This window comes from Ruminococcus sp. AF17-22AC, from assembly GCF_003460065.1.
GTDB lineage: Bacteria > Bacillota > Clostridia > Lachnospirales > Lachnospiraceae > Blautia_A.
In genome coordinates this window covers 1-23,887 of the sequence record NZ_QRXT01000010.1, presented here as the reverse complement: position 1 = coordinate 23,887, position 23,887 = coordinate 1, and the positions used below count along the sequence as shown (strand labels likewise).

Sequence of the window (23,887 nt, the reverse complement as noted above, 5' to 3'; positions counted from 1 at the left end):
ATATTTAAATGGTTAAATGAAAGTGAAATAATGATGGAGGGGGATAAAATTGAAATATTTGCTCCTACAGGGATGGGGGGAACGTGTATATGAAAATTTGTCTATTGAGAGAAGGACAGTAAAAAATATCAGAGCTGAAAAAAAGGAGTGGTGATTCCTAATATCTTATGAAAATAATGGTGAAAATAGAAAATTCCATATCAGGAAAGAGTCTTTCTCTGTATGTTGACAATAAGAGGAAGGTAAATAAATTAATGATCAATCTGATAGAAGCGGGATTTACCGTTAATTATGAGCCTCGTTATATATCGGGAAATTATGAAGGATGCTTTCTGTGTGAGGATGGAAATGTGATTAAAATATGTTGTAGAAAACAAAAGGAGTGATGACCATGTCAAATTATCAGAAAACAAAAAGAGCCTGTTATATGGGATTTATTACACAGGCAATTGCAGCTAATTTTGCCCCATTGTTATTTTTAAAATTTCATAATGATTATCAGATTGCACTTGGAAAAATCGCATTGATTTCTACCTGCTTTTTCCTTACACAGTTGTTGGTAGACCTGTTTTGTGCTAAGTTTGTGGACAAAATAGGGTATCGTATCTGTATTGTTATTTCTGAGGTGTGTTCCGCAGCAGGATTGGTTGGTCTGGCTTTTTTGCCGGATCTTTTGCCGGAACCGCTTGTTGGAATTATCCTGAGTGTGATAGTATATGCAGTCGGAAGTGGTCTTATTGAAGTACTTTGCAGCCCGATAGTGGAGGCGTGCCCATTTGATAACAAAGAGGCAACGATGAGTCTGCTTCACTCTTTTTATTGTTGGGGAGCAGTGGGAACGATTGTGATTTCCACACTGTTTTTTGCGGTGTTTGGCATGGACAGCTGGAAATGGCTGGCTGTCTTATGGGCACTTGTTCCGGCCATAAATATCTATAATTTTGCAACCTGTCCGATCGAGCATTTGGTAGATGAGGGGGAAGGAATGGGAATAAAAGAACTGTTTCGAAAACCTCTTTTCTGGATTTCCATATGTTTAATGATCTGCTCCGGTGCATCAGAACTGGCTATGGCACAATGGGCATCTGCTTATGCGGAGGCTGCTCTGGGGCTGTCAAAGACAGTTGGCGACCTGGCCGGTCCCTGCATGTTTGCTGTTACAATGGGAATCAGTCGTATAATTTTCGGAAAGTATGGTGATAAAATAGATCTGATGAAATTTATGATCGGATCTGGAATTTTATGCGTGATATGCTACCTGCTTGCTTCTGTATCGTCGAATCCGATATCAGGTTTGATTGGATGTATTATCTGTGGCTTTTCTGTTGGGATTATGTGGCCCGGCACAATCAGTATTTCATCAGAAAGATTTCCGGCAGGTGGAACGGCTATGTTTGCTTTGCTTGCTATGGCGGGGGATCTGGGTGGAAGCATAGGTCCGGGGATTGTTGGACGTGTTACACAAAGTGCAGGAGACAATATTCGTGCAGGTATGGGAGTTGGACTTTTGTTCCCGGTTATTTTATTAATCATGCTTTTTATTTTTGCAAGGCAAAAATTTTTTTCAATAAAGTTTATGGGGGATATGATGGATGAAAATTGATATTAAGAATTTCAAATGGATTCGTGAACCGAAAGAATATAAAATTACGGAAAATGAGATTGAGATTGTCACAGAACCTCATACAGATTTATGGCAGAGAACGTATTATCATTTTAGGAATGATAATGCGCCTGTTCTGCAGATGGAAACGAATGAAAAATATTTCAGTTTTGTAGTTGAGACCGATTTTGTGGATAGTCATACGAGATTTGATCAGTGTGGAATTGTACTTTATCTGGATAGTGAGAATTGGTTAAAAGGTTCTATCGAATATGAAAATAAAAAATTTCAACATCTTGGAAGTGTGGTAACCAATCATGGTTATTCAGATTGGGCAACTACAGAAATTCGTGCAGATGTAAAGAAAATGTGGTATCGTTTAAGCAGAAGGGAAGATGATTATTGTATAGAGTGTTCAGCAGATGGGATTAAGTTTTCCCAGATGCGTGTCTGTCATCTTCATGAAGGTGGAAATCAAATTCGGTTTGGAGTTTATGCCTGCTCACCGGAAGAGTCATCCTTTAAAGCAATATTTAAGAATATGCAGCTGACGAAATGTCAGTGGCTGGCACACGATGGGCAGCAACCAGATTAAGAAATAGCTACTCTGGTTCATCCTTTCAGATGGCAGGAGAGAAATATGAAATTCATCCAGGGATAAAGGCAGTACTGATGATGGGTTCTGCAAGTGGGCATATTTTATGACTGTAACAAACCTTTTTTGTACAGGACAGAACATCTTGATTGATGGACTTGAGGCTGGAAATGTGCATTTTGTATGGCCGGAGAAATAGCAATATAGACTACATAGGGAGATGACAGAATGAACAGATTCGAATTGATAAGTCAGATAAAAAAGTATAAAGCTTTTAATGAACAGGAAGAAAAAGATAAATATCTTCTTTTAGAGTGGATCATAGACAATGAGGATGCATTTTCAAGAGAAAATAAAATTGCTCATATTACAGCAACTGGTTGGGTGGTAAACAAAGACAGAAGCAAAGTCCTTATGGTATATCATAATATTTATGATTCATGGTCATGGGTTGGCGGACATGCAGATGGAGAAACAGATCTTCTGGCAGTTGCCATGCGCGAAGTCAAAGAAGAGACAGGAATTAAAAAAGTCTGTCCTGTAACAGAGGATATTTTTTCTCTAGAATCACTTACAGTAGATGGTCATATTAAAAATGGCAGCTATATTTCCAGTCATTTGCATCTTAATATAACCTATCTTCTTGAAGCGGATTCTGAAGAAGCTGTTTCAATAAAAGAAGATGAGAACAGTGGAGTAGCTTGGTTCGCTCCGGAAGAAGCATTAAAAAAATCTTCGGAACCTTGGTTTGTAGCACATATTTATAAAAAACTGTTGGATAAGATGGACGAGACAGGAAGGAATGTAAGATGAAAGCAACGCATGTGGAGACTATAGTACTGCTTTCCCACAAAAAGCCAGACGGACATATCAACGTAAAAGTTGAGTTTGGCGAGGGTGAGGGAAAAGTACCGTTGGATAATGTCGCTAAAAGAGTTGAGGCATACAAGCCGAAAGAGCGAGTTATATACAAGATGATAAAGGAATATATAGAAGCTAAATATGGCTTCAAAGTACATACTGCGTATATAGCAGAGGTGAAGAGAAGTTTGGGCTTGCCAATGTATGACGCTCCTAATGCAGTAGAAGAATTGAAACATCCTAGAAAATATCCGACAGCCGAGAAAGTGGAAGCAATAAAGGATGCCTTGAAACATTTTGAGATGATTTAATGACAAAGCCGCTTGCTTATTGAATGGGTAAGCGGCTGCTTTATTATAATTAGTGTAATATAATAAAGCTTGTTCGAGAGTAAAGGGAGAGGATACGTATGAGAAGAACGTTATTCAGGTACAGGTCATTTAATACGGAAAAACTGAATGATTATAGCTATATTCATCAGAGGATAATTAACATTGAAAGAAAAGCAGGATTGCTCTGCCTGATCGACTGTGATAAATTTAAATCCATAAATGATACATATGGTCACGCTGTAGGGGACAAGGTTATCATAGCCATTGCAGAAACTTTACAGAAATTATGCCATGATAAGAATGTGGCTTTTCGCCTTGGAGGCGATGAGTTTGCAATATTTATGCCGGGCATTGTGGAGCAAAAGGCAGCGGAGAAACTTTTCGAAATACTTTTTGAGAATATCAGACGGATCGATATTGAGGAAATGCAGGGAAAAAGTATAGAAATAAGTATGGGAACATGTTTTTATGAGGGAACGGAGGAAGTTTCTTTTGATCAGCTGTACAAAAATGCTGACAGTGTAATGTATCATAGCAAAGAAAAACAAGGTTGTAGTGCTATGATTTACGGATTGTATGCAGACAAAAAGATAAATGGAAGGTAATAATTAAAGATGAAATCAATGCAAAATGACATGACTGTTGGAAATCCAATGAAGATCATTTTAAGCTTTACGCTTCCGATTTTTATTGGAAATGTATTTCAGCAGTTTTACAATATGGCCGATGCCGTAATCGTAGGTAAATTTGTCGGCAATAAAGCACTGGCGGCAGTCGGAAGTACGGGGACGATCATGTTTCTGATCTATGGGTTTGTTGTCGGCATGACTGCGGGATTTACCGTACTTACGGCACAGAAATTCGGAGCCGGAGATATGAAAAGTATGCGCAAGACAGTAGTAGGAGCAGGGGTGTTATCCTTTATTGTGGGTGCTCTGCTTACAGTATTGTTTATGGTATTTATGAAACCTCTTCTGACTTTGATGAATACACCGTCTGATATTTTTGCGGATGCGTATGCATATATCATGATCGTCAGCGGCGGAATCCTTGCTCAGATGCTGTATAATTTATTGTCCAGTATTCTGCGTGCACTGGGAAACAGTAAACTTCCACTGTATTTTCTGATTATCAGTGCACTTTTGAATATTGTGCTGGATCTGGTGTTTATCGTAGGATTCCACATGGGCGCAAAAGGAGCGGCAGTAGCGACCGTGATTGCACAGGGAACATCCGGGGTGCTTTGTCTGTTTTATATTATTGCGAAGGTACCGGTGCTTCATCTGAAAAGGGAAGATTTCTATGTAGAAAGTGGTATTTACAAAAATCAGCTCCGTATAGGAATTCCGATGGCACTGCAGTATTCGATCACAGCTATCGGAACGATGATGGTACAGTCCTCATTGAACATTCTGGGATCTACACTGGTTGCGGCATATACTGCAGCAGGAAAAATCGAACAGGTTGTTACACAGGCATATGTAGCTATGGGAACAACTATGGCGACTTATGGTGCGCAGAATATGGGCGCCGGTTCTGTAAAGCGTATCCGTGAAGGATTCCGAGCATGCACGATCATCGGTGCCGTGTATTCTGTTGCAGCCGCAGCGTTCATTATGACGGTGGGAAAATTTATGACCTATCTGTTTGTATCAGAAGATGTAAATGTGATCATGAGTTCTGTTGATGTTTATCTGAAATGTATCGGAATTTTCTTCATTCCGCTGGCAATCGTAAACATTTATCGAAACGGAATTCAGGGACTTGGTTATGGACTTCTGCCGATGATGGCCGGTGTGGCAGAGCTGATCGGACGTGGAGTTGTGGCAGTGATCGCCGGAGAAATGCGCAGTTATACAGGAGTCTGTCTGGCAGGACCGGCCGCATGGTCGCTGGCGGCGGCGCTGTTGATCGTAATGTATTTCTTCATTATGAATGTACATTTGAAAAAAGTATTTGGGACGAACGGGAAAGACTGATGAGGTCTTTCCTTTTTTACACATAAACGTAGTAATAAAAACTATATCACAAAGAAAATAAAACAATAAAACGTTGACATACATAGTGAAAAGATTTATACTAACAAATAGTTTGATAATCAAAATAAATATCAGAAAGAAAAAGGAGATACTATGCATACAGACAATACATCATTAAAGCCACTTCAGATAGGAGAACTGACAGCAGAGAAACCAATCATTCAGGGCGGTATGGGAGTTGGTGTCAGCCGGAGCTCTCTTGCAGGCGCAGTGGCGGCAGAGGGAGGCATCGGAATTATTTCGACGGCACAGATTGGATATGACGAGGAAGGGTTTGAACGGGATCAGGCAGGATGTAACCGCCTTGCCATAAGTAAACACATCCGTCGGGCAAAAGAGATCGCCGGCGGCAGAGGGCTGGTTGGTGTCAATATCATGGTGGCACTGAAACATTACAAAGAGCATGTGCAGGAAGCGGTGAAGGCTGGTGCAGACGTAATCATCAGCGGAGCCGGACTTCCAATGGATTTGCCCAAACTGGTCGGAGACAGTGTAACAAAAATTGCACCAATCGTTTCTTCCAAAAGAGCTGCGCAGCTGATTTTGAAAATGTGGGCGCACCGTTATGAGCGTACAGCCGATTTTCTTGTGATTGAAGGACCGAAGGCCGGAGGTCATCTGGGGTTTTCACGAGAGCAGTTAAAGGATGTGGAAGCACTTGATTATGATCAGGAGATTAAAGAAATTATTGAATGTAAAAAAGTATATGAAGAAAAATTTCATACAAAGATTCCGGTGATTGTGGCAGGGGGGATTTTTGACAGAAGTGACATTGATCATGCACTGGAATTAGGGGCTGATGGGGTGCAGATTGCCAGCCGGTTTGTGACAACAGCGGAATGTGACGCTGCTGAAGAATATAAACAGGCTTATATAAATGCAAAGAAAGAAGATATCCAGATTATTCAGAGTCCGGTCGGAATGCCAGGAAGAGCTCTTCGAAATGAATTTATCAAAGGTCTGGAAAATGCCAGAAAACCGATCACAAAATGTTATAATTGTCTCGAGAAATGTGATCCGCGGTCAGTGCCGTATTGTATCACGAAAGCACTGATCGATGCAGTCAGAGGAGACATAAAGAACGGTCTCATTTTCTGCGGAGAAAATGTGGACCGTATTCATGAGATGACAACCGTGCATGATCTGATGCAGGAACTTTGTTACTGAACCGGTTCGCGGTTCCGAAATCTTGCGTACATTGCGTGAACGACGGTGATCAGAGACGGAAGCAACATCAGGATTCCGTACCAGTTGGAATCGGACAGAAGTATCAGTGGAAGCACAAAGGCCAGAAAAAAACAAAAGTACAACATTCCGGACAGTATACATGGCAGGAAATGATTCCAGCCGATCAGGCCGGACAATGCGGCAAGAATCAGCATGAGAAATGCCATATAATTTGTAAGAGTATTTTGCGGAAAATCAAGCAGACCTGCGGAAATACTCATGGCAACACCGGTCAGCAGAAAAAAAACATTAAAAATGCGCATCAGGCGTGTTACAAAAGGTGAACTGCCATTTGGCGAGCAGTATTCCCAGAGTTCGACTTCGAGCTTTTCTGCGAGTTCTCTTGCTGCTCTGGTAAAGGTATTGTTTGTCATGACCATGGCGGCATCACAGTCATAGAAATCTGCACCGGCATAGGCTTCCTGAATGGCTTTGTTGCCAACGGGATGAGAGTAATATTTGCACTGGATTCCATACTTCAATCCGTTTTTCTGCGCAAGAATGTCAACGCCCTGGTCACCGCTTCCCTTGGTTACGGTAACTTTGTGAAATCCACGGTAACGTAATAATTCTGCGCAGCGATGTTCAAACTGGAAACCATCCATGTCTCAAAACTCCTTTCTGTCAGTCCTGTCTGTTATTGCCTATTTTAGCTTTTAGGGAAGGAAAATGTCAATAATAGAATCAGGAAGGGGAAATGAAACATAAAGCTTGATAAAGTGACAGTTTCTGGTAAAATGAGGAGAAAGGAGGCGACAGTCATGATTACGCTAAATGATTACCTTTATTCAGGAGATACGATCCTTCGTATTTTGCATAATTATATTCATGATCTCAGAAAAGATGCAAAGAAAACACATAATGAAATCGATATGATCCACTGTAATTTTCTGATCCTGATCAGAGAACTTCTGGAACATAATGATTTCCTTACTGCGCAGTCTCAGCAGATCAGAGAATTTTATAAATATATGGCAAAAGAATATCCGTTTCTTGCGTTTACATTTCGGGGGCGGATTAAATCGCTGATACGTGCGGAAGAAAAGTTTAATGGTTATGTTGTAGAGTATATTTATAATTATTATACAGAACACGGGGAATATCCGTCGCTTACGGAGCTGAAGAACAGACTCAGCTGTTTCCGGGATTTTATTGCCTATCGAATTGTGATCGCTATGCCGAGGTGTCATCTGAAATGTGAGGAAGACCGCGAGTCGGAAGAATTAAAATATTTATATGAAATTGCCAATGTACTGCCGGGATTTCTTGAGGAAAGAGGATTTACGGCGGAACCGGCAAATGGTGTAAAAGAAAGTACATCTTCACTTTTAAATGAAGATGTACGACCATACTACAGGGATTATATCTGCGGGACAGAGCCGGATGAATATCAGTCTTTACATATTACATTTTATGATAACAGTTCAAGGTCTTATATGGAGGTGCAGCTTCGTACAAAGACAATGGATGACATAGCGGAAATCGGACCTGCCAATCATCTCGGATATGAGAAAAAGCAGGAGAGTGAAAGAGTCAGAAGAGATGCCATTCCGAAAGGGGAGTGCATTTATTTTGATGAAGCTTATGAGCGGGGGATGAAGCTTCTCGGACTGGAGCTGTCCGAATTGGATGTGAATATGTTTTCGGCAGTAAATAACAGTCTGATCAATGACGGCTGTGGATTGTACCGCGGCCGCCTGATCCTTCCATATGAACATCTTTCGAGATTTCAGAACGATCTGATCGACTGATAAAAGCGGACCGGTGGGGTATCAGCGTTCCATCATACTGATGGATTCGATACCCACACTGCCTCCGCGTACCACTTCTATATTTTTGAATTCTTCTTTGATCAGTTTGACAACCGCGTCATTTTTGGTTGCTGTCTGTACAAATTCGAGAAGCAGGCTGTCTTTGCCATAGTCGATGACTCTGGCTTTGAAGGTTTCTGCAATCTGAAACAGTTCTACTTTATCAGCAGGAGAACATTTCCGTACTTTTATATATAAAATTTCTTTCATGCGGACAAACACATCGGTGAAGTCGATGACTTTAATGACTTCTACCATGCGGTTGAGCTGCTTTTTGATCTGCTCAAATGTTTCATCGTCACTGACTGTCGCAATTGTCATTCTGGAGACGGTCGGATCTTCTGTAGTACCTACAGTAAGACTGTCCAGGTTATAGGACTTCCCGGAAAAAAGTCCGGAGATTTTGGAAAGTACACCGACCTGATTTTCAACGTATAGAGAGATCCATCTAGTTTTCATTCCTTTATCCATTCTTGATTCCTCCTAACAATCCATAATCAGATCAGCCAGTGTTCCGCCTGGTTTGACCATCGGATAAACCATTTCTTCCGGATCAATGATAAATTCGATCACGGTAGGTACCTTTGTGCTCTTACGCGCTTCTTCAAATGCAGCTGTAATTTCTTCACGTGAAGTTACGCGGATTCCCTTTGCACCATAACTTTCGGCAAGCTTGATAAAATCCGGAGTATATTTGGGATATTCCTGTCCGTCTGTTCTGCGGGAAAGTGCACCGGATCTTAAATTAGTCATGGAGTAACGTTTTCCGTAGAAAAGTTTCTGCCACTGACGTACCATACCAAGGTAAGTATTATTGAAGATGCAGTTGATGATCGGCAATTCTTCAAGAACAGCAGTTGCCAGTTCCTGAATGTTCATCTGCATACCGCCATCACCGGAAATGGAGATGACAGGAGTACCCGGATTACCAATCTGTGCACCGATTGCTCCCGGAAGTCCGTATCCCATGGTTCCGAGTCCGCCGGACATGACAAGCTTACGGTTCTCAGTGATATCTACGAACTGGGAGGTCAACATCTGATGCTGTCCGACATCGGTTACGATGATCGCTTTGTCAAACTGTTTATTGATCTCAGTGAAAATATCCAGAGGTCCCATCAGCGGACGGTTCTTCATAGTAAGCGGATGTTCGTTTTTCCATGCATCAATTTCCGCACGCCATTTTTTCGTATTACATTCAGTAACATATTCAGCCATTTTTGTGATGGCTTCTTTAGCATCGGCAACGATCGGGACATCTACATGGATATTTCTGGAAATAGATGCTGTGTCGATATCGATATGAACGATCTGGGCATTCGGGGCAAACTCGTGGAGTTTACCGGTGATACGATCGTTAAAACGTGTACCGATGGAAAAAAGAAGATCACAGTTGGTAACAGCCATATTTGCAGCATAAGCACCATGCATGCCGAGATTTCCGATAAAGAGAGGATGTTTCGTGGAGATAGCACCGCGGCCCATAACGGTTGTAACAACCGGAATCTGAGTTTTTTCTACAACGGAGGTAAAAATATCATTTGCATTGGCAATGTTAACACCGCCGCCGGCGAGGAACAGAGGCTTTTTTGCTTTTTGAAGCATCTTCAGAGCTTTCTTTAGCTGTCCCATATGTACGCTGGTATTTGGTTTATAACCACGGATATTGACGTTCTTTGGATATTCTGCACTGCCGAGTTCTGCCATGACATCTTTTGGAAGGTCGATCAGGACAGGGCCGGGGCGGCCGGTTCTTGCGATATAAAAAGCTTCTTTAATGATGCGGCCGAGATCTTCACGGTTGCGGACAGTGACTCCGTATTTTGTAATGCTACGTGTAATGCCGACAATGTCGACTTCCTGAAAAGCATCATTTCCGATCAGATGACGTGCAACCTGTCCGGTAAAACAGACAAGCGGTACACTGTCGTAATTGGCAGTAGCAAGTCCGGTGACAAGGTTGGTTGCGCCCGGACCGCTGGTTACCAGACAGACACCGACCTTTCCTGTAGTTCTTGCGTAAGCATCTGCTTCATGGACAAGTGCCTGTTCATGACGCGGCAGAATGATGTCAATGCCGCTCTGACGATATAATTCATCACTGATATCGATGGTGCATGCGCCCGGGTAACCGAATAAGGTGGTTACGCCTTCTTCTTTTAAGGCTTTTACCAGTAATTTATTTCCTGAAATCTGTCTCAATAGACTACCTCCTTCTGTGACATAAAGCGGACAAATTCGCTTTAAAGTCTATAAAAAATCCTAAGCATATAAAACACTCAGGAGCAAAAATCCACGGTACAACTATGGAGATAATTATAAAATAAGAGACTATATTTGTCAATGTTCACAATTTCTGATAAAATAGAAAGAACGTAGATTACTGTGGATGGAATAAGCAGTAACGGAATACATATAAAGTAATATTTGGAGATAAAAATCAAATGAACGAAACTGATAGGATCCGGCACTTGATGGAAGCATGCTGCCTCTGCCCGAGAGAGTGTGGCGTGAATCGGTTGGAAGGAAAGAAGGGATTCTGTGGCGTAGATGCAAAAGTGATGGTTGCAAGGGCTGCTCTCCATATGTGGGAGGAACCCTGCATTTCCGGAAGAGAAGGATCGGGGGCTGTGTTTTTTTCAGGCTGTTCGCTGGGATGTGGATTTTGCCAGAACAGACGCATATCAAGAGGACAGAGCGGGAAGCAGATTACGATCGAACACCTTGTGGATATTTTTTTGAATCTGCAGGAACAGAAGGCAAATAATATTAATCTGGTGACGGCAGGACAGTTTCTGCCACAGGTGGCGGAAGCGCTGAAAAGAGCAAAGGCACGGGGACTGCATATCCCGGTCGTATATAACAGCAGTGGCTATGAGAAAACAGAGATGCTTAACATGCTCGATGGCCTGGTGGATATTTATCTGCCGGATTTTAAGTATATGGATCCAGAACTTGCAGGGAAGTATTCTCATGCGAAAGATTATCCGCAGGTGGCGAAGCTGGCACTGGAGGAGATGGTTCGACAGGTGGGAATGCCGGAATTTGACAGCCGTGGGATGATGAAGCGCGGTGTGATCGTTCGACATCTGTTATTGCCGGGACATGTAAAAAATTCAAAAAATGTATTAAAGTATCTGTATGAAACTTACGGAGATAAAATCTATATAAGCATGATGAGTCAGTACACACCGATGCCGGCGATGAAAGATGATCCGCAGTTATCGCGAAAAGTAACAGACAGAGAATATGAGAGACTAATTGATTATGCGATTTCGCTGGGGCTGAATAATGGATTTATTCAGGAAGGCGAAACTGCAAAAGACAGTTTTATACCGGAATTTGACGGAGAGGGAGTATAAATGGCTGAGAAGAAATTTGGACAGAAACGAGAGTTTAATAGAGAAAAAAAGAAGACAAAAGACAATACATATACGAAAAAGAAAACTTATAAAGAACCAGTGAAAAAGCAACAGCAGATAACAGATGAAAAATCTGAGCAGAAAAAAGTGACATCAAAGAAAACAGAAAAATCACTCTGTCCGGTACATGGAAAATGCGGTGGATGTCAGCTCCTGGACATGCCTTATGAGAAACAACTGAAAAAGAAACAGAATCATGTGAGCAAGCTTCTTCAGCCATACTGTAAGACAGAGAAGATTGTCGGAATGGAGAACCCATTCCATTACAGAAACAAAGTACATGCTGTATTCGGTCATCGAAAGGACGGTACCGTGATTTCAGGAACATACCAGCAGGGAACGCATTTTATCGTACCCGTTGATGAATGTCTGATTGAAGATAAGAGAGCAGATGCGATCATCTGCGATATTCGCGGACTTCTGAAATCATTTAAGATAAAGACCTATAATGAGGACACCGGATACGGATTGTTTCGCCATGTACTGGTACGCACTGGTTATCACAGTGGACAGGTGATGGTGGTTCTTGTACTTGGCTCCCCGATTCTGCCATCCAAAAACAATTTTGTAAAAGCACTTCGTAAACTTCATCCGGAGATTACGACGATTATTTTGAATGTCAATGATCAGAAGACAAGTATGGTTCTTGGCGAAAAAGAAACTGTACTGTACGGTAAAGGGTACATTGAAGATGAGCTTTGTGGACATACCTTTCGCATTTCTTCAAAATCTTTTTATCAGGTCAATCCGGTTCAGACAGAGAAGCTTTATGCAAAAGCAATCGAGCTTGCCGGACTGACAGGAAAAGAACGGGTGATCGATGCATACTGTGGAATCGGTACGATCGGTCTGATTGCCAGCGACAAGGCAAAAGAGGTCGTCAGTGTGGAACTGAATCCGGATGCAGTCAAAGACGCAATTGTCAATGCAAAACAAAACGGAATCAAAAATGTGCGATTCTACCGTAATGATGCAAGTGTGTTTATGCGCCAGATGGCAAATGAAGGCGAAAGTGTGGATGTTGTATTCATGGATCCGCCACGCAGCGGAAGTGACGAGAAGTTTTTGTCCTCTGTAGTGACGTTACGTCCGAAACGGATCGTGTACGTTTCCTGCGAACCAACTACACTTGCACGAGATCTCAAATATCTTACCAGGTATGGCTATCGTGTAAGAACCGCTGTACCATTTGATATGTTCCCGGCGACAGAACATGTCGAGACTTGTGTGTTGCTACAAAGACGAACTATGTAGAAATCCTTAATTTTAGGCACTTTTTCAAGCATATCGTCTTTACGAGCGAGGGCGATAAAATCAGAAATAAAGAGATAAAAAACTATATCAATGTTTCGGTAGTAGTTGATATAGAGTGTGGGAACACAAACAATTAAATACTAAACTTTAGGGGTACTTGTTAAAAAAGTATCCCTTTTCAATGTAAGGCGTTCAGAAATGAGCGTCTATTTTTATACCCAAAATGAAAGGAGCATTAGATTTATGAAAAAGATGTTAAAACGATTGTGTATGGGCTTCTTAGCTCTTGCGACTGTCGTTACTGTTTTACCGACTACACCCGTCCAGGCAGAAAGTAAACAATACTGGACGGAAAGTGCAGAGCGTGTCGGTATCATTGAAAAAGTGATGAATGACGGTTCTATCAGTTCTACATTCAATGAGGGCATGATGAAAGTTGAGGGCGAAACTGCCTATTGTATTGACATCAATACAGATTTTAAGAATGGCTACAAGACCAGAGCTGACGCAAGCTCACGCATGAGTGCCGACCAGATTTCAGATGTGGCGTTATCCTTAGAGTATGTCAAACAGTATAGAGAAACTCACAAGGGACTGAACTACAAACAAGTTTATCTGTTGGAACAATGCGTTGTCTGGCAGAGATTGAGCGTACATCTTGGCTGGCAATGTGATAACGTGCGAGCTTCTTATGATGAAATACCAAAGGCGACGCAGGACGAAGTTTTCTCTGGTGCAAAAGTCTTTGTCAAAGAAAATAAAGGACGCTATGAATGTGGCGGTTATATCTACTCTGGCGAGGGGCAGGAATTAGGGCAATTCTGGGCGAAATTAAATGTCGGAAATGCGAAACTGCAAAAGACTTCCAGTAGTGCCAGTATTACAGACGGTAACGGGAATTACTCTATCGCTGGTGCAACATACGGTGTCTTTGCTGATAAGGACTGCACAAAACAGCTTGCCACCCTTAAGACTGATGAAAACGGAAATACAGATGTTGCAGAGGTAACGGCTGGCACAGTTTATATCAAGGAATTATCTGCACCAGCAGGATATAAAGTGGATAAAACAGTCTATCCATTGACAATCAAAGCTGGCGAAACAGCAACCTTGAAAGTATCAGATACACCAAAGGTAACAGACACTTTGATTGAGCTATTCAAGATTGATATGGAAATACAGAAAGACAATCCGCAGGGGAACGCTTCTTTAGCAGGTGCGGAATTTACATGGAAGTATTATGCTGGCTTCTATAATAAAGAAAATCTTCCTGCCGAAGCTACTCGTACATGGGTTACAAAGACAATCGCTGAAACTGACAGCGACGGGACAACCCACTATATCACAAAATTAGCGGACGCATACAAGGTATCTGGCGACAGCTTCTATATGCAGGACGGTAAGGCGGTTCTTCCACTTGGGACACTCACTGTTGAAGAAACAAAAGCTCCAAACGGCTACTTGCTGGATGGTGCATATATGCAGGCTGGCGATAAATCTGAACAGATTAAGGGCTTATATGTAACACAGATTAGAGAGGACGGCGACCTTGCCGTACTATCTGGAAGTAACCAATTTTCTGTATCAGATAAAGTCATTCGTGGCGGTGTGAAAATCCAGAAACGAGATTTAGAAACGGGCGATACCAAACCACAAGGAAGTGCCACCTTGAAAGATACTGCCTTTGACATCATTTCCTTAAATGATAATGAGGTATTGGTTGAGGGCAAGCTATACAAGAAAAATGAAGTGGTAAAAACAATCCATACGGATATTGAGGGTGTCGCTTCTACTTCCGCTGACCTTTTACCTTATGGAAAATTCCGTATCGTTGAGAGTGAAGCTCCAAACGGATATTTGACAGACGGTGCAATGCTGAACGGAGTCAGAGGCTATGAGAACCACACAGAGTAAGATTGAGGGCAGGCATGGCACTTTTGCATTTTTAGACAAAAGCGAGGACAGAAGCCGGAATATCCGAAAAGCGCGCCCCTCTGTCCGGGCGCAGCTTACCGCAGACAAGAAAACAACCGCCCCGAAAAAGGCAGCGGCAAAAAGAAAAAATCACGATTTGGAGGTATGAGCATGAATAGATTTACTGTTGAGGAAACAAACCTTTTGAGCATTTACCATGAGGGAAGCAAGGCGCAGCTTATAGAGAACATGACCGCTGCGCTGCCTTACATGGACGCGGGATTACGGGAGCTTGCAAAGCGCACCCTTTCCAAAGTGAACGCGCTGACCGACGCCGAGTACAAAGAACTTTCCGTTTATCCTGCTGATGAAGTATGACCGGGATTAAGCGGCTGTCGCCGCGACAAAGCCGCAAGGTAAACACCCTTGTGAAAAAGGAGTGCTGCAACTGCGAGAATGGCAACTGTATTTTACTGGACGACGGGGACACTTGCGTATGCCCGCAGCTCATTTCCTATTCCCTGCTCTGTAAGTGGTTTCGGATTGCCGTACTTCCTCTTGATAAGCTGCTCTATGCGGAACTCTATCAGACCGAGGACAGAAAGAAATGTACCGTGTGCGGCGCGTTCTTTGCGTCCACCTCTAACAGCGTCAAATACTGCCCGGACTGTCGGAAGCGGATTACCCGCAGACAGGCAGCCGAGCGCATGAGAAAACGGCGCGCTCTTGTTACGCGGTAAGGGCGAAAAAGCCTTGTTTTACAGGCTTCTGACAACCGTTTCCTCATAGGGCAAGGGCTTTATACCTTTTCCCTTAAAAACGGCGTTCTACTGCGTAACATTTCAGAACTGCACCCATAAGAAAACCGGGGCGCGGATAGTCTTTACTGACTGTCTGCGTCCCGGTTTTTCCTTTGCTATTTTTCCATGTTGATTTGAGGGGTTGCGCCCTTATCTGTGGTAAGTAAACGGTATATCGTAAGGGGGATATACCATGCAGCCACGACGAGCCGCCATATCAAAATGACCCCACCGATAATGCCGCCCAAAATGAAGTTGAGGGCAATGATACCCACCGTTCCGGCTATGTCATACCCATGCGGTACAAGCCATACGAACATACGGCGAATACCAAAGGGAATACCGCAGCACAGCCACACATAAAAGTAATTGGTCTGCCCGTCCTCTGTAAAGACGTTCTTAAACATGAAGAATAAAAACAATGCGATAACGGCGGGCAAAACGGTTCTCTTAAAAAAGTCTTTCCAAATTTCCCCGCGTGTCATGGTATCACTCCTTTTCTATTGGGAATTGTGGGATAGCTTCTAACAGTTTCAGTATGAGCGTTTGCCGTAAATCGTCGTCGATTTCCTCTTTTACGCTTCCGTCCGGCTGACGCTTTTTTACCATTGCAAGGCGGTTGATTTCGTCACCGTAACAAGCAAGCACTTTTTCCAACGCCCATTTTTCGCTCACAACGGCGGCGCGTATCGTTTCATAGTCCGGCATTTCCTGTTCCATTCTCTGACACTTCCTTTGCTGAAAATGTATCACTTTGGTATGTAACTACTGTTTTTGATAGGAACTATTATATCATACAAGTATGAACAAAGCTACTCCCCACGTTCTTTTCCTTTTTCCCGTTCCGGTTCTCTTGGCTGCCGTAAAATGCTGTCTATGTTCTGTTTGATAACGTCGTACTCTTTGACCTGTTTTTTCAGTCTGCCATAGTCGGCGTAAAGGGCTTCTTTCTGTTCCTGGAGCTTTTCATATTCCGATTGCAGCGCGGTGAGGTTCGGGAGCTTGGAAACGCCCGCCGCCTTTAATGCCTTTGCCGCTGCTTCATGCAAGATGATTTCGCGCTCATGGGCTGCCCGGTAACTGTCCTTATTTCTTGCTTTGCGGTATGCGTCATAGGCGGGTTTTGTCTTTTGGAACGTGGAAACATTCTTGATAAGCACCGCCATATCTGCAAGCCGTTTTTCCGCGCTCTTTAATGCGTCTGCCGCCTGTTCGCTCTCTGTCTGTATCTCTGCGATTTTTGCGGTCAAGTCGGTGTATTGTTCAATCTTGTGTTCCGTAATAAAATTCATGGTCTTAGCTGCCTGTTTCAGATTGTGGATTTTCGCCCATTGTTCATAACCCCGGCTCTGCGCCGCCTTGATACTGTTTTCAATATCAATGAGCAGGGACACGCCGCGTTCTGTCTTGGGAGCTTTGGCGGTGCGGGTACGCTTGCCCTCTATCCGTTCCCGGATTGCTTCCTCTGTATAATCTGCGCCGAGGGTTTTCAAACGGGTAAACCGTTCCTGTCCCGGAACCAAACAGGACACATATTTTCCCCGTTTGATTGTGAAGCCTTCTGCCTGTAACCGCGCGAGCAATTCTTCAAAGTCGGACACTTGGGGGATAAGGGTATCGACGGCAAGTTTCAATTTTGCTTTGGCGGTTTTCTCTTTCTTATACACCGCATAATTCTTTCCCTTGCCGCCTTTCTCCGGCACAAGGACGGACAAGCCGTTTTCCCGGCACAGCCTGTCGCTGATGTTGCGTATTCCGTAATAGGTGCGCTTGTTGGAAACATACTTGTGGTAGTCTACAAAGTTTACCGCACAAAAAATGATGTGGTTATGGATATGCCCTTTATCTATGTGAGTGGTAAGGACGTATTCATATTGCCCCTTTGTTACCGCGTCGGCAAGCTGTTTTCCGATTTCATGGGCTTTCTCATAATCGACTTCCCCCGGCTCAAAAGATTGTATCAAATGGTGTGCGAGGTTGTTTCCTCTGTCAAGAGCTTGCGACAATGTAAATCCGAACTCAATATCTGCCGTTTCATAGCTGCACCCGAACGAGGACACCAGCATTTTCCCGTCCGTCTTGTCCGGGTTTTGGATATAGTCAAGGGCTTTTTTTAACGTGCTTTTAATAGGCTTAATCTTTGTAACCGCCATATCTCCGCAAGCACCTCCTTGATTTCTTCTATATCCTCTTGGTAGACGCTGCCCGTCGCATTGACGCGCTTTGCAATCTGATTGACATTGACCCCGATTTTCTGTATCTCCGCTGTCATAGCTTTTATGTCGGCATGGTCTATCTGAATGATATACCCGTCGATTGCCATTTTCCGCAAGTAGGCTTCCATGTTCCGGGTAGGGACGAGCTGCATTTTCTGTTCAATGAACGCCCGTTCTTCCTCTGTTACTCTGAATTTAATTTGTACTGTCCGTTTCCTGCCGTTCATCGGCTCACACTCCTTTCCATTCCGAGGGTTTGGGACACTTCCCAACAAGCAATTTTCAACCGACGCGCCGCAGCGCAGGAGGGCGAAAATACGGAAAGGGTACCCCTTTCCTATGCTTGCTAAGAAACTTTCTCCCTTTATCCCTACTACATGGAAAATCTGATTTTGCCAAAGCAGGACAAAAGAAAAACGCCGCAAACTGCGACGTTTCAAACTGCTTTTTCTATGAAGAAACGAGGGAACTTTATTCCCCCGTTATTTCGTTGTTGGCTTCCTCAATCCCTTTTGCGGTAGCTGACAGGATTTTCAAATCCTTTTCGCTCATGCCGTTGAGCATGGTATCAAGCTGACGGCGGCGTGTGGACTTTTCCTGTTCCCGTTCCGGGAAAAAGAACTGGTCTACCGATACGTCAAGCAGGGTTACAAGCTCATACAAAATCTGCAAACTTGGGTGCTGCCCGCTGTTTTCAATGGACGCGATATATCGCGGCGCAATGTTCAGCTTATCCGCTAACTGGTTGCGGGAAATTCCCTTTGCTTTTCTTGCCGCTTTGATAGCCTGTCCGAAAGCCTTAAAATCAAACTTTTCTTTGCTCTGCTTCATAATCATTTCACCCAACTACATTGTATATTTCATCTCTCTTTCAAGATATGATTACACACATCATAGTATGGATAGAAATAGAGCATATCATGTACTTGCTATTATTCGGTTATCCGAGTATAATTATATTGATAATGTTTGAAGAAAGGACGGTTACGATATGGAATATATGTCTTGTCCCGAAGCAGCGGAAAAATGGGGTATTTCTGAACGGCGTGTGCAGATACTTTGTAAAGAAAATCGAATACCTGGTGTTTCAAAAATCGGTTATATGTGGTTGATACCCAAGAGCGCAGTAAAACCATTTGATAAAAGGATAAAAAGGAGTGTAGACAATGAATGAAAAAATTTTAGTTGTAGATGATGAAAAAGAGATAGCAGATTTACTTGAAGTTTATCTTAAAAACGATAATTATATAGTACACAAATATTACAATGGAATTGAAGCATTGGAATGTATTCAGAAAACGGAAATTGATTTGGCGATATTGGACGTTATGCTTCCTGATATAGACGGATTCCGTATTTGCCAAAAAATTAGAGAAAATTATTATTTCCCTGTTATTATGCTTACAGCTAAAATTGATGATGGCGATAAAATAATGGGGCTAACAATAGGTGCCGATGATTATATAACAAAACCTTTTAATCCCCTTGAAGTCATTGCAAGAGTGAAAACACAGTTAAGACGCTATCAGAAGTACAACAATCCAACAAAAAAGCAGTTTTTTCCAAAAAGTGAATATGACATTAGAGGATTGATTATCAATAAGGACACGCATAAATGCTTTTTGTTCGGAAAAGAAATATCTTTAACTCCTATCGAGTTTTCAATCCTTTGGTATTTATGTGAACATCAAGGCAAAGTTGTTTCAACTGAGGAACTATTTGAAAATATCTGGAAAGAAAAATATTTAGATAATAACAACACCGTAATGGCACATATAGGGCGGCTTAGAGAAAAATTAAATGAACCCGCCAAAAATCCAAAATTTATCAAAACAGTTTGGGGGGTAGGTTATGAAATTGAATAAAAATGAACAAAATTATCTGCTTACAATCCTGTTTAAAAGTTATATCTTACAGAGTGTAATTTGTTCGGGAATTATCTTAGTGTGTACGGTTTCGTTAGATATGGGACTTACTTGGGTACTGGATAGATATGTGGAACATTACTACCTGATATGCTATTGTAGGCAAATCGGGTTCAGGAAAAACAAGCCTTATATCAATTATAGGTTTACTCAACCACTCATATCAAGGCGAATTTCTTTATAATGGTATGTCTGTTTCCACTTTAACAGATAGCCAGCTATCTATGCTTCGAGCAAGTAATATCGGTTTTGTTTTTCAAAACTATTCTTTAATTAAACATTTAAGAGTTTGGGAAAATATTGAGCTTCCTTTACTTTATTCCAAAAAGAAAATGAATACAAGACAGCGGAAAGAAGCAATACGAAATCTTTTGCAAAGTGTTGGATTAGAAGGAAAAGAAAATGATTATCCATCTAATTTATCAGGAGGCGAACAACAAAGAGTGGCGATTGCCCGCGCACTTGCAGTATCGCCGGAAGCCATTTTATGTGATGAACCTACTGGTGCTTTAGATAAAAAAACCGGAAAACAAATTATGGACCTTTTACATCAAGTTGTGCTTAAAAATGGCATTATGCTTTTAATAGTAACTCATGACCTCGATATTGCAAAGACTTGTAATACAATTTTTGAAATGGACGGAGGGAGGCTTCAATGTGTTAAATATGATTCTTAAAGACCTTCGTATTTCTCCTCTAAGAAATATCTTAACAGGTATATCGATGTTTGTAGGAATTATTGCAATGATTAGTTCTGTCTTGGTGGGAACGCTTGGTAAAGAATATTTGATTTCTGTCAATGCACAGATGTATGGATGGAGTCCTACATATTCTTTTTCAATTACAGGATCAGATTTTCAAGATACCATTAAAATGGAGAATTTTTTTCGAGAAATTTACAATACTGATCATTTTGTGGCTGTTACCTTTTCCATGCTGGAAGAGATAACAGTTGCTCCAGTAGCGTCTGTCTCTTCTCTACAAGACATCTAATGACTATAATTTAGTTGTTCTTTATCAACAACATGGAAAGGAATTTTTAATATGTAGTTTAGGCTCTCAATCGGATTCTTCAAGATATGATGATGTGAATTATATTCTTAAAACAATAGATGAATCTGACTATTTAACTAAATGATTTCATCTGCCGGACGACGGCAAAAGAAAAAAAGCCGTCGCAGAGCAGACACATTTTCACGCGCCTACTCTATTTCGGCGGCTTTGATTATCAGAGCCGCCGTTTCTTTTTATCCATCTAAATTCCAACGACGACCCTCTACCATGTAAAGGCATGGCGGCTTTAGGAGGTAGCCGCCATGCACTTATCAACTTATCGACACAAATCGACATTCCCCCAATTATCAAAAAAAGTCTATCCCCTGCAACGGGGTATTTCGGGCATAAAGATGAACAATCACATCATCTAAATACTTTTTATGTTTCCTTTGCGTCTGTCTGCGCCTTGCAGATGGGCGCATTTTGCATTTTACAGAACTTTTTTCAAAGAAATTTTTGCTTTCGTCCGGCGTTTGAAAAAGTCGTCTGTATTATCACGCGAAAAGGGGAGGTACTACCACCTTTCGACAGAAAGGAGGTGAGAACATGGAACCTAATCGCAGAGAATTTCAAAAGCAATGTGCCTTTCAAAGTTTCTGTAAACGGGTGCTGCACAACGAAGCGTGCAACGCCCACGACGAAATCCGGCGACGCAGGAAACGGGAAGTATCGTTTTGCGACCTTGCCTTGCATGAGGAACGGCAGCTTTACACCGTTGACAAGTATTTTCAAGACGAAGAAGCTGAACCGCGTTATCAAATGGCAGGAAAAGAGATAACCCCGAAACTGCTGCTTGAAGCAATCCGCACTTTGCCGGAGGAAAAAAGGACTGCTATCCTGCTGTACTATTTCGAGGGCATGACCGACGTGGAAATCGGAAAGATGTTCAATACGTCGCGCAGCACGATACAGTACAGACGGACAACAGGTGAAAGCCTTAATGCAGCGCGTCGAGGGTACTGTTTGGGAAATGCCTGTTATCTTGGGCGGGCTTTACGGTATGCGCCGTTCTGAAATCTTAGGCTTGCGTTGGCGCAATGTGGATTTGGAGAACAACACCTTTGATGTTACCGAGCAGCTACCTTTCAAGGTACCGCCAAAAACAAAAGTCATTGAAGAAATGGCACCGCCGAAATCCAACGGCAGAAAGCTACCCATTACGGAGCTTGCCCGCCCGTTCTTCCTCAAACAGCTTGCCATGCAGGAAGTACAGAAAGAACAGGCAGCAAAAGACGGAAAGCCTTACTATGACAATGACCTTGTTGTAGCAAAGCCGGACGGCGCACCTATCGCCGCGTCGTGGGTGTCCTCTCAATTTGGAAAGCTGCTTGAAGATTTGGATATGCCGCACATTCGTTTTCACGATTTACGACATACGGCAGCGACCAATATGCACCAACTGACAGGCGACTTCTATACGGTTGGCGAAGTCTTGGGGCATACGCTTGCGGGTATCGGCGCGTCGCTTGGGCTTTCCATGAACTTTGAAGCTGTTACCGCCCGTTATGTGGACGTGCGGCTTGAACGAAAAAAAGAAGTTTTGGACGCTTACCATAGCGCGGTGGAAAAAGCAGCCCCGGAGAAACCAAAGGAAGCCGAGCCGAAAAAAGGAAAACGGGCAGCAAAGAAAAAACACAGCGAAATAGACCTTTAACCGCTGTATCTCTTTACTGCTCTTTACAACCTTTTATATGCCCGCGTGGAATTTGGGCACCATTTGGGCACCATTTACGGAAAAAGCACCATGAAAACAGAGGGTAAAAGAAACGCCGACAACTCACAAAAACGTAGTGTTCATGCGGGTTTTCGGCGTTTTCCTATCCCTTAACGGGCTTCTATTCATCTTGTGCGAGAGAGAAAAATTCTACTATTTTTTATAGAGAGATATTCAAAATCAGAAGTAAAATATATGTGGATTTTTTCAAGAACATTATTGACATGCAGAAAACTACATGCTATTTTATTTTTGAAAAAATGGAAATTATTTTAAAGGCAAACCTGCTGAAAGGCAGGGACGCAAAGCCAGAAGGGGCTAAAGTCAGAAAGTTTGACCAGGTCAGCCGGTTGCCACTGTTTCCATATCATATATGGAAAAAATGTGAAAACGGAAGAGATTTCGATAACTTTTATACTATATAGATGTGTGATTTTGAAGAAATATAGTAGGGACACTGGCATATTTTGGCAGGTGTCCTTTTTATATGCCAAAATGAGTACGAAAACCGGCAGGGACAGGTTCTCTGTATAAAGATAGAAGCAGGATAAAGCAGGCATAAGACAGAAAGAGGATTTTTATAAAATGGGAAATTATGAAGACAAAATATAGTATCGTATGAGAATGAAAGATCATCAGTACCAGTGGTTTCGGGCATCGGCAGAAGTGATACGCCGGCTGGATGGTTCTGCCAGCAGGATTGCCGGGATTTTTATTAACATTGATGCGGAGAAAAAAGAAATCATGCAGGCACAAAAATGTGCTGCTTTCCACCGGGCTTTTACAAAAACGGATTTGTGCGAGTATTATGTGAATCTGGAAGAGAACACTTTTGATACCTTTAAGGTTGAGCCGTCCTTGATGACAGTCTTTGAACAGAGTCATACATGGGATGAACTGATCCGGCATTTTGTGGATTCCTATGTTGTCGAGACAGATAAGAAGGCAGTATCCACTTTTTATGATCGTGATTATGTTGCGGAAAAACTGAAAGGTCTTGAAACCGAATTATCTTTGGAGTGCAGAATTACTCTGAATGGAGAAGAACGATGGGTCCGTAATGTGGTCATACGTGGCGAAATAGAGGATTCAGAATATGCCATGATCTTTCTGCGTGA

27 protein-coding genes, 2 pseudogenes and 1 riboswitch are annotated in these 23,887 nt (G+C 42.4%); of the genes and pseudogenes, 21 read left to right on the top strand and 8 right to left on the bottom strand.

What is annotated here, in order from left to right; genetic code table 11:
- Positions 1–391: 391 nt before the first annotated feature.
- From DWW86_RS13070 to DWW86_RS13035, 7 genes are all read left to right on the top strand, one after another.
- The gene (locus tag DWW86_RS13070) at positions 392–1,603 is read left to right on the top strand and encodes an MFS transporter (RefSeq protein ID WP_117943619.1); all 1,212 of its coding nucleotides are present in this window, start codon (positions 392–394) and stop codon (positions 1,601–1,603) included.
- Positions 1,593–2,198, top strand: coding sequence for a DUF1349 domain-containing protein (locus DWW86_RS13065; RefSeq protein WP_353652714.1), 606 nt, complete (start codon positions 1,593–1,595; stop codon positions 2,196–2,198). Before DWW86_RS13070 ends, DWW86_RS13065 begins: the two co-directional genes overlap by 11 nt.
- 228 nt (positions 2,199–2,426) lie before the next feature.
- Positions 2,427–3,011, top strand: a complete 585-nt coding sequence (locus tag DWW86_RS13055) for an NUDIX hydrolase (RefSeq protein ID WP_117943617.1) — start codon at positions 2,427–2,429, stop codon at positions 3,009–3,011.
- Entirely contained in the window at positions 3,008–3,370 is a 363-nt protein-coding gene (locus DWW86_RS13050) for an RNA methyltransferase (RefSeq protein ID WP_117943615.1), read from the top strand. Before DWW86_RS13055 ends, DWW86_RS13050 begins: the two co-directional genes overlap by 4 nt.
- Before the next feature lie 98 nt (positions 3,371–3,468).
- Complete coding sequence (locus DWW86_RS13045) at positions 3,469–3,996, top strand: GGDEF domain-containing protein (RefSeq protein WP_286187728.1); 528 nt, start codon at positions 3,469–3,471, stop codon at positions 3,994–3,996.
- A gap of 9 nt (positions 3,997–4,005) precedes the next feature.
- Positions 4,006–5,370 carry an MATE family efflux transporter gene (locus DWW86_RS13040; protein WP_117943613.1) on the top strand — a complete coding sequence of 455 codons (1,365 nt, stop codon included), beginning with the start codon at positions 4,006–4,008 and terminating at the stop codon, positions 5,368–5,370.
- Between the two features lie 153 nt (positions 5,371–5,523).
- Entirely contained in the window at positions 5,524–6,597 is a 1,074-nt protein-coding gene (locus DWW86_RS13035; protein WP_072521404.1) for an NAD(P)H-dependent flavin oxidoreductase, read from the top strand.
- Here DWW86_RS13035 and DWW86_RS13030 read toward each other — a convergent pair.
- A complete protein-coding gene (locus DWW86_RS13030; RefSeq protein WP_117943611.1) occupies positions 6,591–7,262 on the bottom strand; it encodes a restriction endonuclease in 672 nt (223 codons plus the stop codon). The two genes, DWW86_RS13035 and DWW86_RS13030, sit on opposite strands and share 7 nt — an antisense overlap.
- 156 nt (positions 7,263–7,418) lie before the next feature.
- On the opposite strand from DWW86_RS13030, the gene DWW86_RS13025 reads away from it, so the two are divergent.
- Positions 7,419–8,408, top strand: a complete 990-nt coding sequence (locus DWW86_RS13025; protein WP_117943609.1) for a RelA/SpoT-related domain-containing protein — start codon at positions 7,419–7,421, stop codon at positions 8,406–8,408.
- A gap of 21 nt (positions 8,409–8,429) precedes the next feature.
- Here the strand turns inward: DWW86_RS13025 and ilvN are convergent, their stop codons facing one another.
- Both ilvN and ilvB read right to left on the bottom strand, forming a co-directional pair.
- On the bottom strand, positions 8,430–8,927 hold the full coding sequence (gene ilvN / locus DWW86_RS13020) for an acetolactate synthase small subunit (protein WP_502696646.1): 498 nt from the start codon (positions 8,925–8,927) through the stop codon (positions 8,430–8,432).
- Between the two features lie 24 nt (positions 8,928–8,951).
- Positions 8,952–10,670, bottom strand: a complete 1,719-nt coding sequence (gene ilvB / locus DWW86_RS13015) for a biosynthetic-type acetolactate synthase large subunit (protein ID WP_117943604.1) — start codon at positions 10,668–10,670, stop codon at positions 8,952–8,954.
- A gap of 242 nt (positions 10,671–10,912) precedes the next feature.
- Between ilvB and DWW86_RS13010 the strand changes: the two genes are divergently transcribed.
- The 6 genes and pseudogenes from DWW86_RS13010 to DWW86_RS12985 all read left to right on the top strand — a co-directional run bounded on the left by DWW86_RS13010 (position 10,913) and on the right by DWW86_RS12985 (position 15,798).
- Entirely contained in the window at positions 10,913–11,830 is a 918-nt protein-coding gene (locus tag DWW86_RS13010; protein ID WP_117943603.1) for a radical SAM protein, read from the top strand.
- Complete coding sequence (rlmD, locus tag DWW86_RS13005) at positions 11,831–13,144, top strand: 23S rRNA (uracil(1939)-C(5))-methyltransferase RlmD (protein ID WP_117943601.1); 1,314 nt, start codon at positions 11,831–11,833, stop codon at positions 13,142–13,144.
- Between the two features lie 243 nt (positions 13,145–13,387).
- Positions 13,388–15,016, top strand: a pseudogene (locus DWW86_RS13000) (SrtB-anchored collagen-binding adhesin); the annotation flags it as partial.
- A 22-nt stretch (positions 15,017–15,038) separates the two neighbouring features.
- A complete protein-coding gene (locus DWW86_RS12995) occupies positions 15,039–15,227 on the top strand; it encodes a hypothetical protein (RefSeq protein WP_502696645.1) in 189 nt (62 codons plus the stop codon).
- Between the two features lie 2 nt (positions 15,228–15,229).
- Entirely contained in the window at positions 15,230–15,436 is a 207-nt protein-coding gene (locus tag DWW86_RS12990) for a transposon-transfer assisting family protein (RefSeq protein ID WP_178105368.1), read from the top strand.
- A gap of 50 nt (positions 15,437–15,486) precedes the next feature.
- Positions 15,487–15,798, top strand: coding sequence for a cysteine-rich VLP protein (locus DWW86_RS12985; protein WP_502696644.1), 312 nt, complete (start codon positions 15,487–15,489; stop codon positions 15,796–15,798).
- Positions 15,799–15,974: 176 nt separating this feature from the next.
- Here DWW86_RS12985 and DWW86_RS12980 read toward each other — a convergent pair whose 3' ends face one another.
- The 5 genes from DWW86_RS12980 to DWW86_RS12960 form a co-directional block, all read right to left on the bottom strand.
- Complete coding sequence (locus DWW86_RS12980) at positions 15,975–16,343, bottom strand: DUF6050 family protein (RefSeq protein WP_005928622.1); 369 nt, start codon at positions 16,341–16,343, stop codon at positions 15,975–15,977.
- A gap of 4 nt (positions 16,344–16,347) precedes the next feature.
- The gene (locus DWW86_RS12975) at positions 16,348–16,578 is read right to left on the bottom strand and encodes a helix-turn-helix domain-containing protein (RefSeq protein WP_117688307.1); all 231 of its coding nucleotides are present in this window, start codon (positions 16,576–16,578) and stop codon (positions 16,348–16,350) included.
- A 92-nt stretch (positions 16,579–16,670) separates the two neighbouring features.
- Complete coding sequence (locus DWW86_RS12970; RefSeq protein ID WP_117688306.1) at positions 16,671–18,011, bottom strand: relaxase/mobilization nuclease domain-containing protein; 1,341 nt, start codon at positions 18,009–18,011, stop codon at positions 16,671–16,673.
- On the bottom strand, positions 17,972–18,301 hold the full coding sequence (locus DWW86_RS12965) for a plasmid mobilization protein (protein ID WP_005422959.1): 330 nt from the start codon (positions 18,299–18,301) through the stop codon (positions 17,972–17,974). Before DWW86_RS12965 ends, DWW86_RS12970 begins: the two co-directional genes overlap by 40 nt.
- A gap of 244 nt (positions 18,302–18,545) precedes the next feature.
- Entirely contained in the window at positions 18,546–18,908 is a 363-nt protein-coding gene (locus tag DWW86_RS12960) for a helix-turn-helix domain-containing protein (protein WP_455493793.1), read from the bottom strand.
- A 157-nt stretch (positions 18,909–19,065) separates the two neighbouring features.
- Between DWW86_RS12960 and DWW86_RS12955 the strand changes: the two genes are divergently transcribed.
- From DWW86_RS12955 to DWW86_RS12920, 7 genes and pseudogenes are all read left to right on the top strand, one after another.
- Complete coding sequence (locus tag DWW86_RS12955) at positions 19,066–19,248, top strand: helix-turn-helix domain-containing protein (protein WP_005422953.1); 183 nt, start codon at positions 19,066–19,068, stop codon at positions 19,246–19,248.
- The gene (gene vanR / locus DWW86_RS12950; RefSeq protein ID WP_005422951.1) at positions 19,241–19,939 is read left to right on the top strand and encodes a VanR-ABDEGLN family response regulator transcription factor; all 699 of its coding nucleotides are present in this window, start codon (positions 19,241–19,243) and stop codon (positions 19,937–19,939) included. The genes DWW86_RS12955 and vanR overlap by 8 nt, the downstream gene beginning before the upstream one ends.
- 155 nt (positions 19,940–20,094) lie before the next feature.
- Positions 20,095–20,676 carry an ABC transporter ATP-binding protein gene (locus DWW86_RS12945; RefSeq protein ID WP_353652717.1) on the top strand — a complete coding sequence of 194 codons (582 nt, stop codon included), beginning with the start codon at positions 20,095–20,097 and terminating at the stop codon, positions 20,674–20,676.
- Positions 20,657–20,992, top strand: a complete 336-nt coding sequence (locus tag DWW86_RS12940) for a hypothetical protein (RefSeq protein ID WP_286187727.1) — start codon at positions 20,657–20,659, stop codon at positions 20,990–20,992. The genes DWW86_RS12945 and DWW86_RS12940 overlap by 20 nt, the downstream gene beginning before the upstream one ends.
- A gap of 609 nt (positions 20,993–21,601) precedes the next feature.
- Positions 21,602–22,069, top strand: a complete 468-nt coding sequence (locus tag DWW86_RS12930) for an RNA polymerase sigma factor (protein WP_286187726.1) — start codon at positions 21,602–21,604, stop codon at positions 22,067–22,069.
- Complete coding sequence (locus tag DWW86_RS12925) at positions 21,996–22,709, top strand: site-specific integrase (RefSeq protein ID WP_243100321.1); 714 nt, start codon at positions 21,996–21,998, stop codon at positions 22,707–22,709. Before DWW86_RS12930 ends, DWW86_RS12925 begins: the two co-directional genes overlap by 74 nt.
- Positions 22,710–23,036: 327 nt before the next feature.
- Positions 23,037–23,127, top strand: a riboswitch (cyclic di-GMP riboswitch).
- Positions 23,128–23,393: 266 nt separating this feature from the next.
- Positions 23,394–23,887, top strand: a pseudogene (locus tag DWW86_RS12920) (PAS domain-containing sensor histidine kinase); the annotation flags it as partial.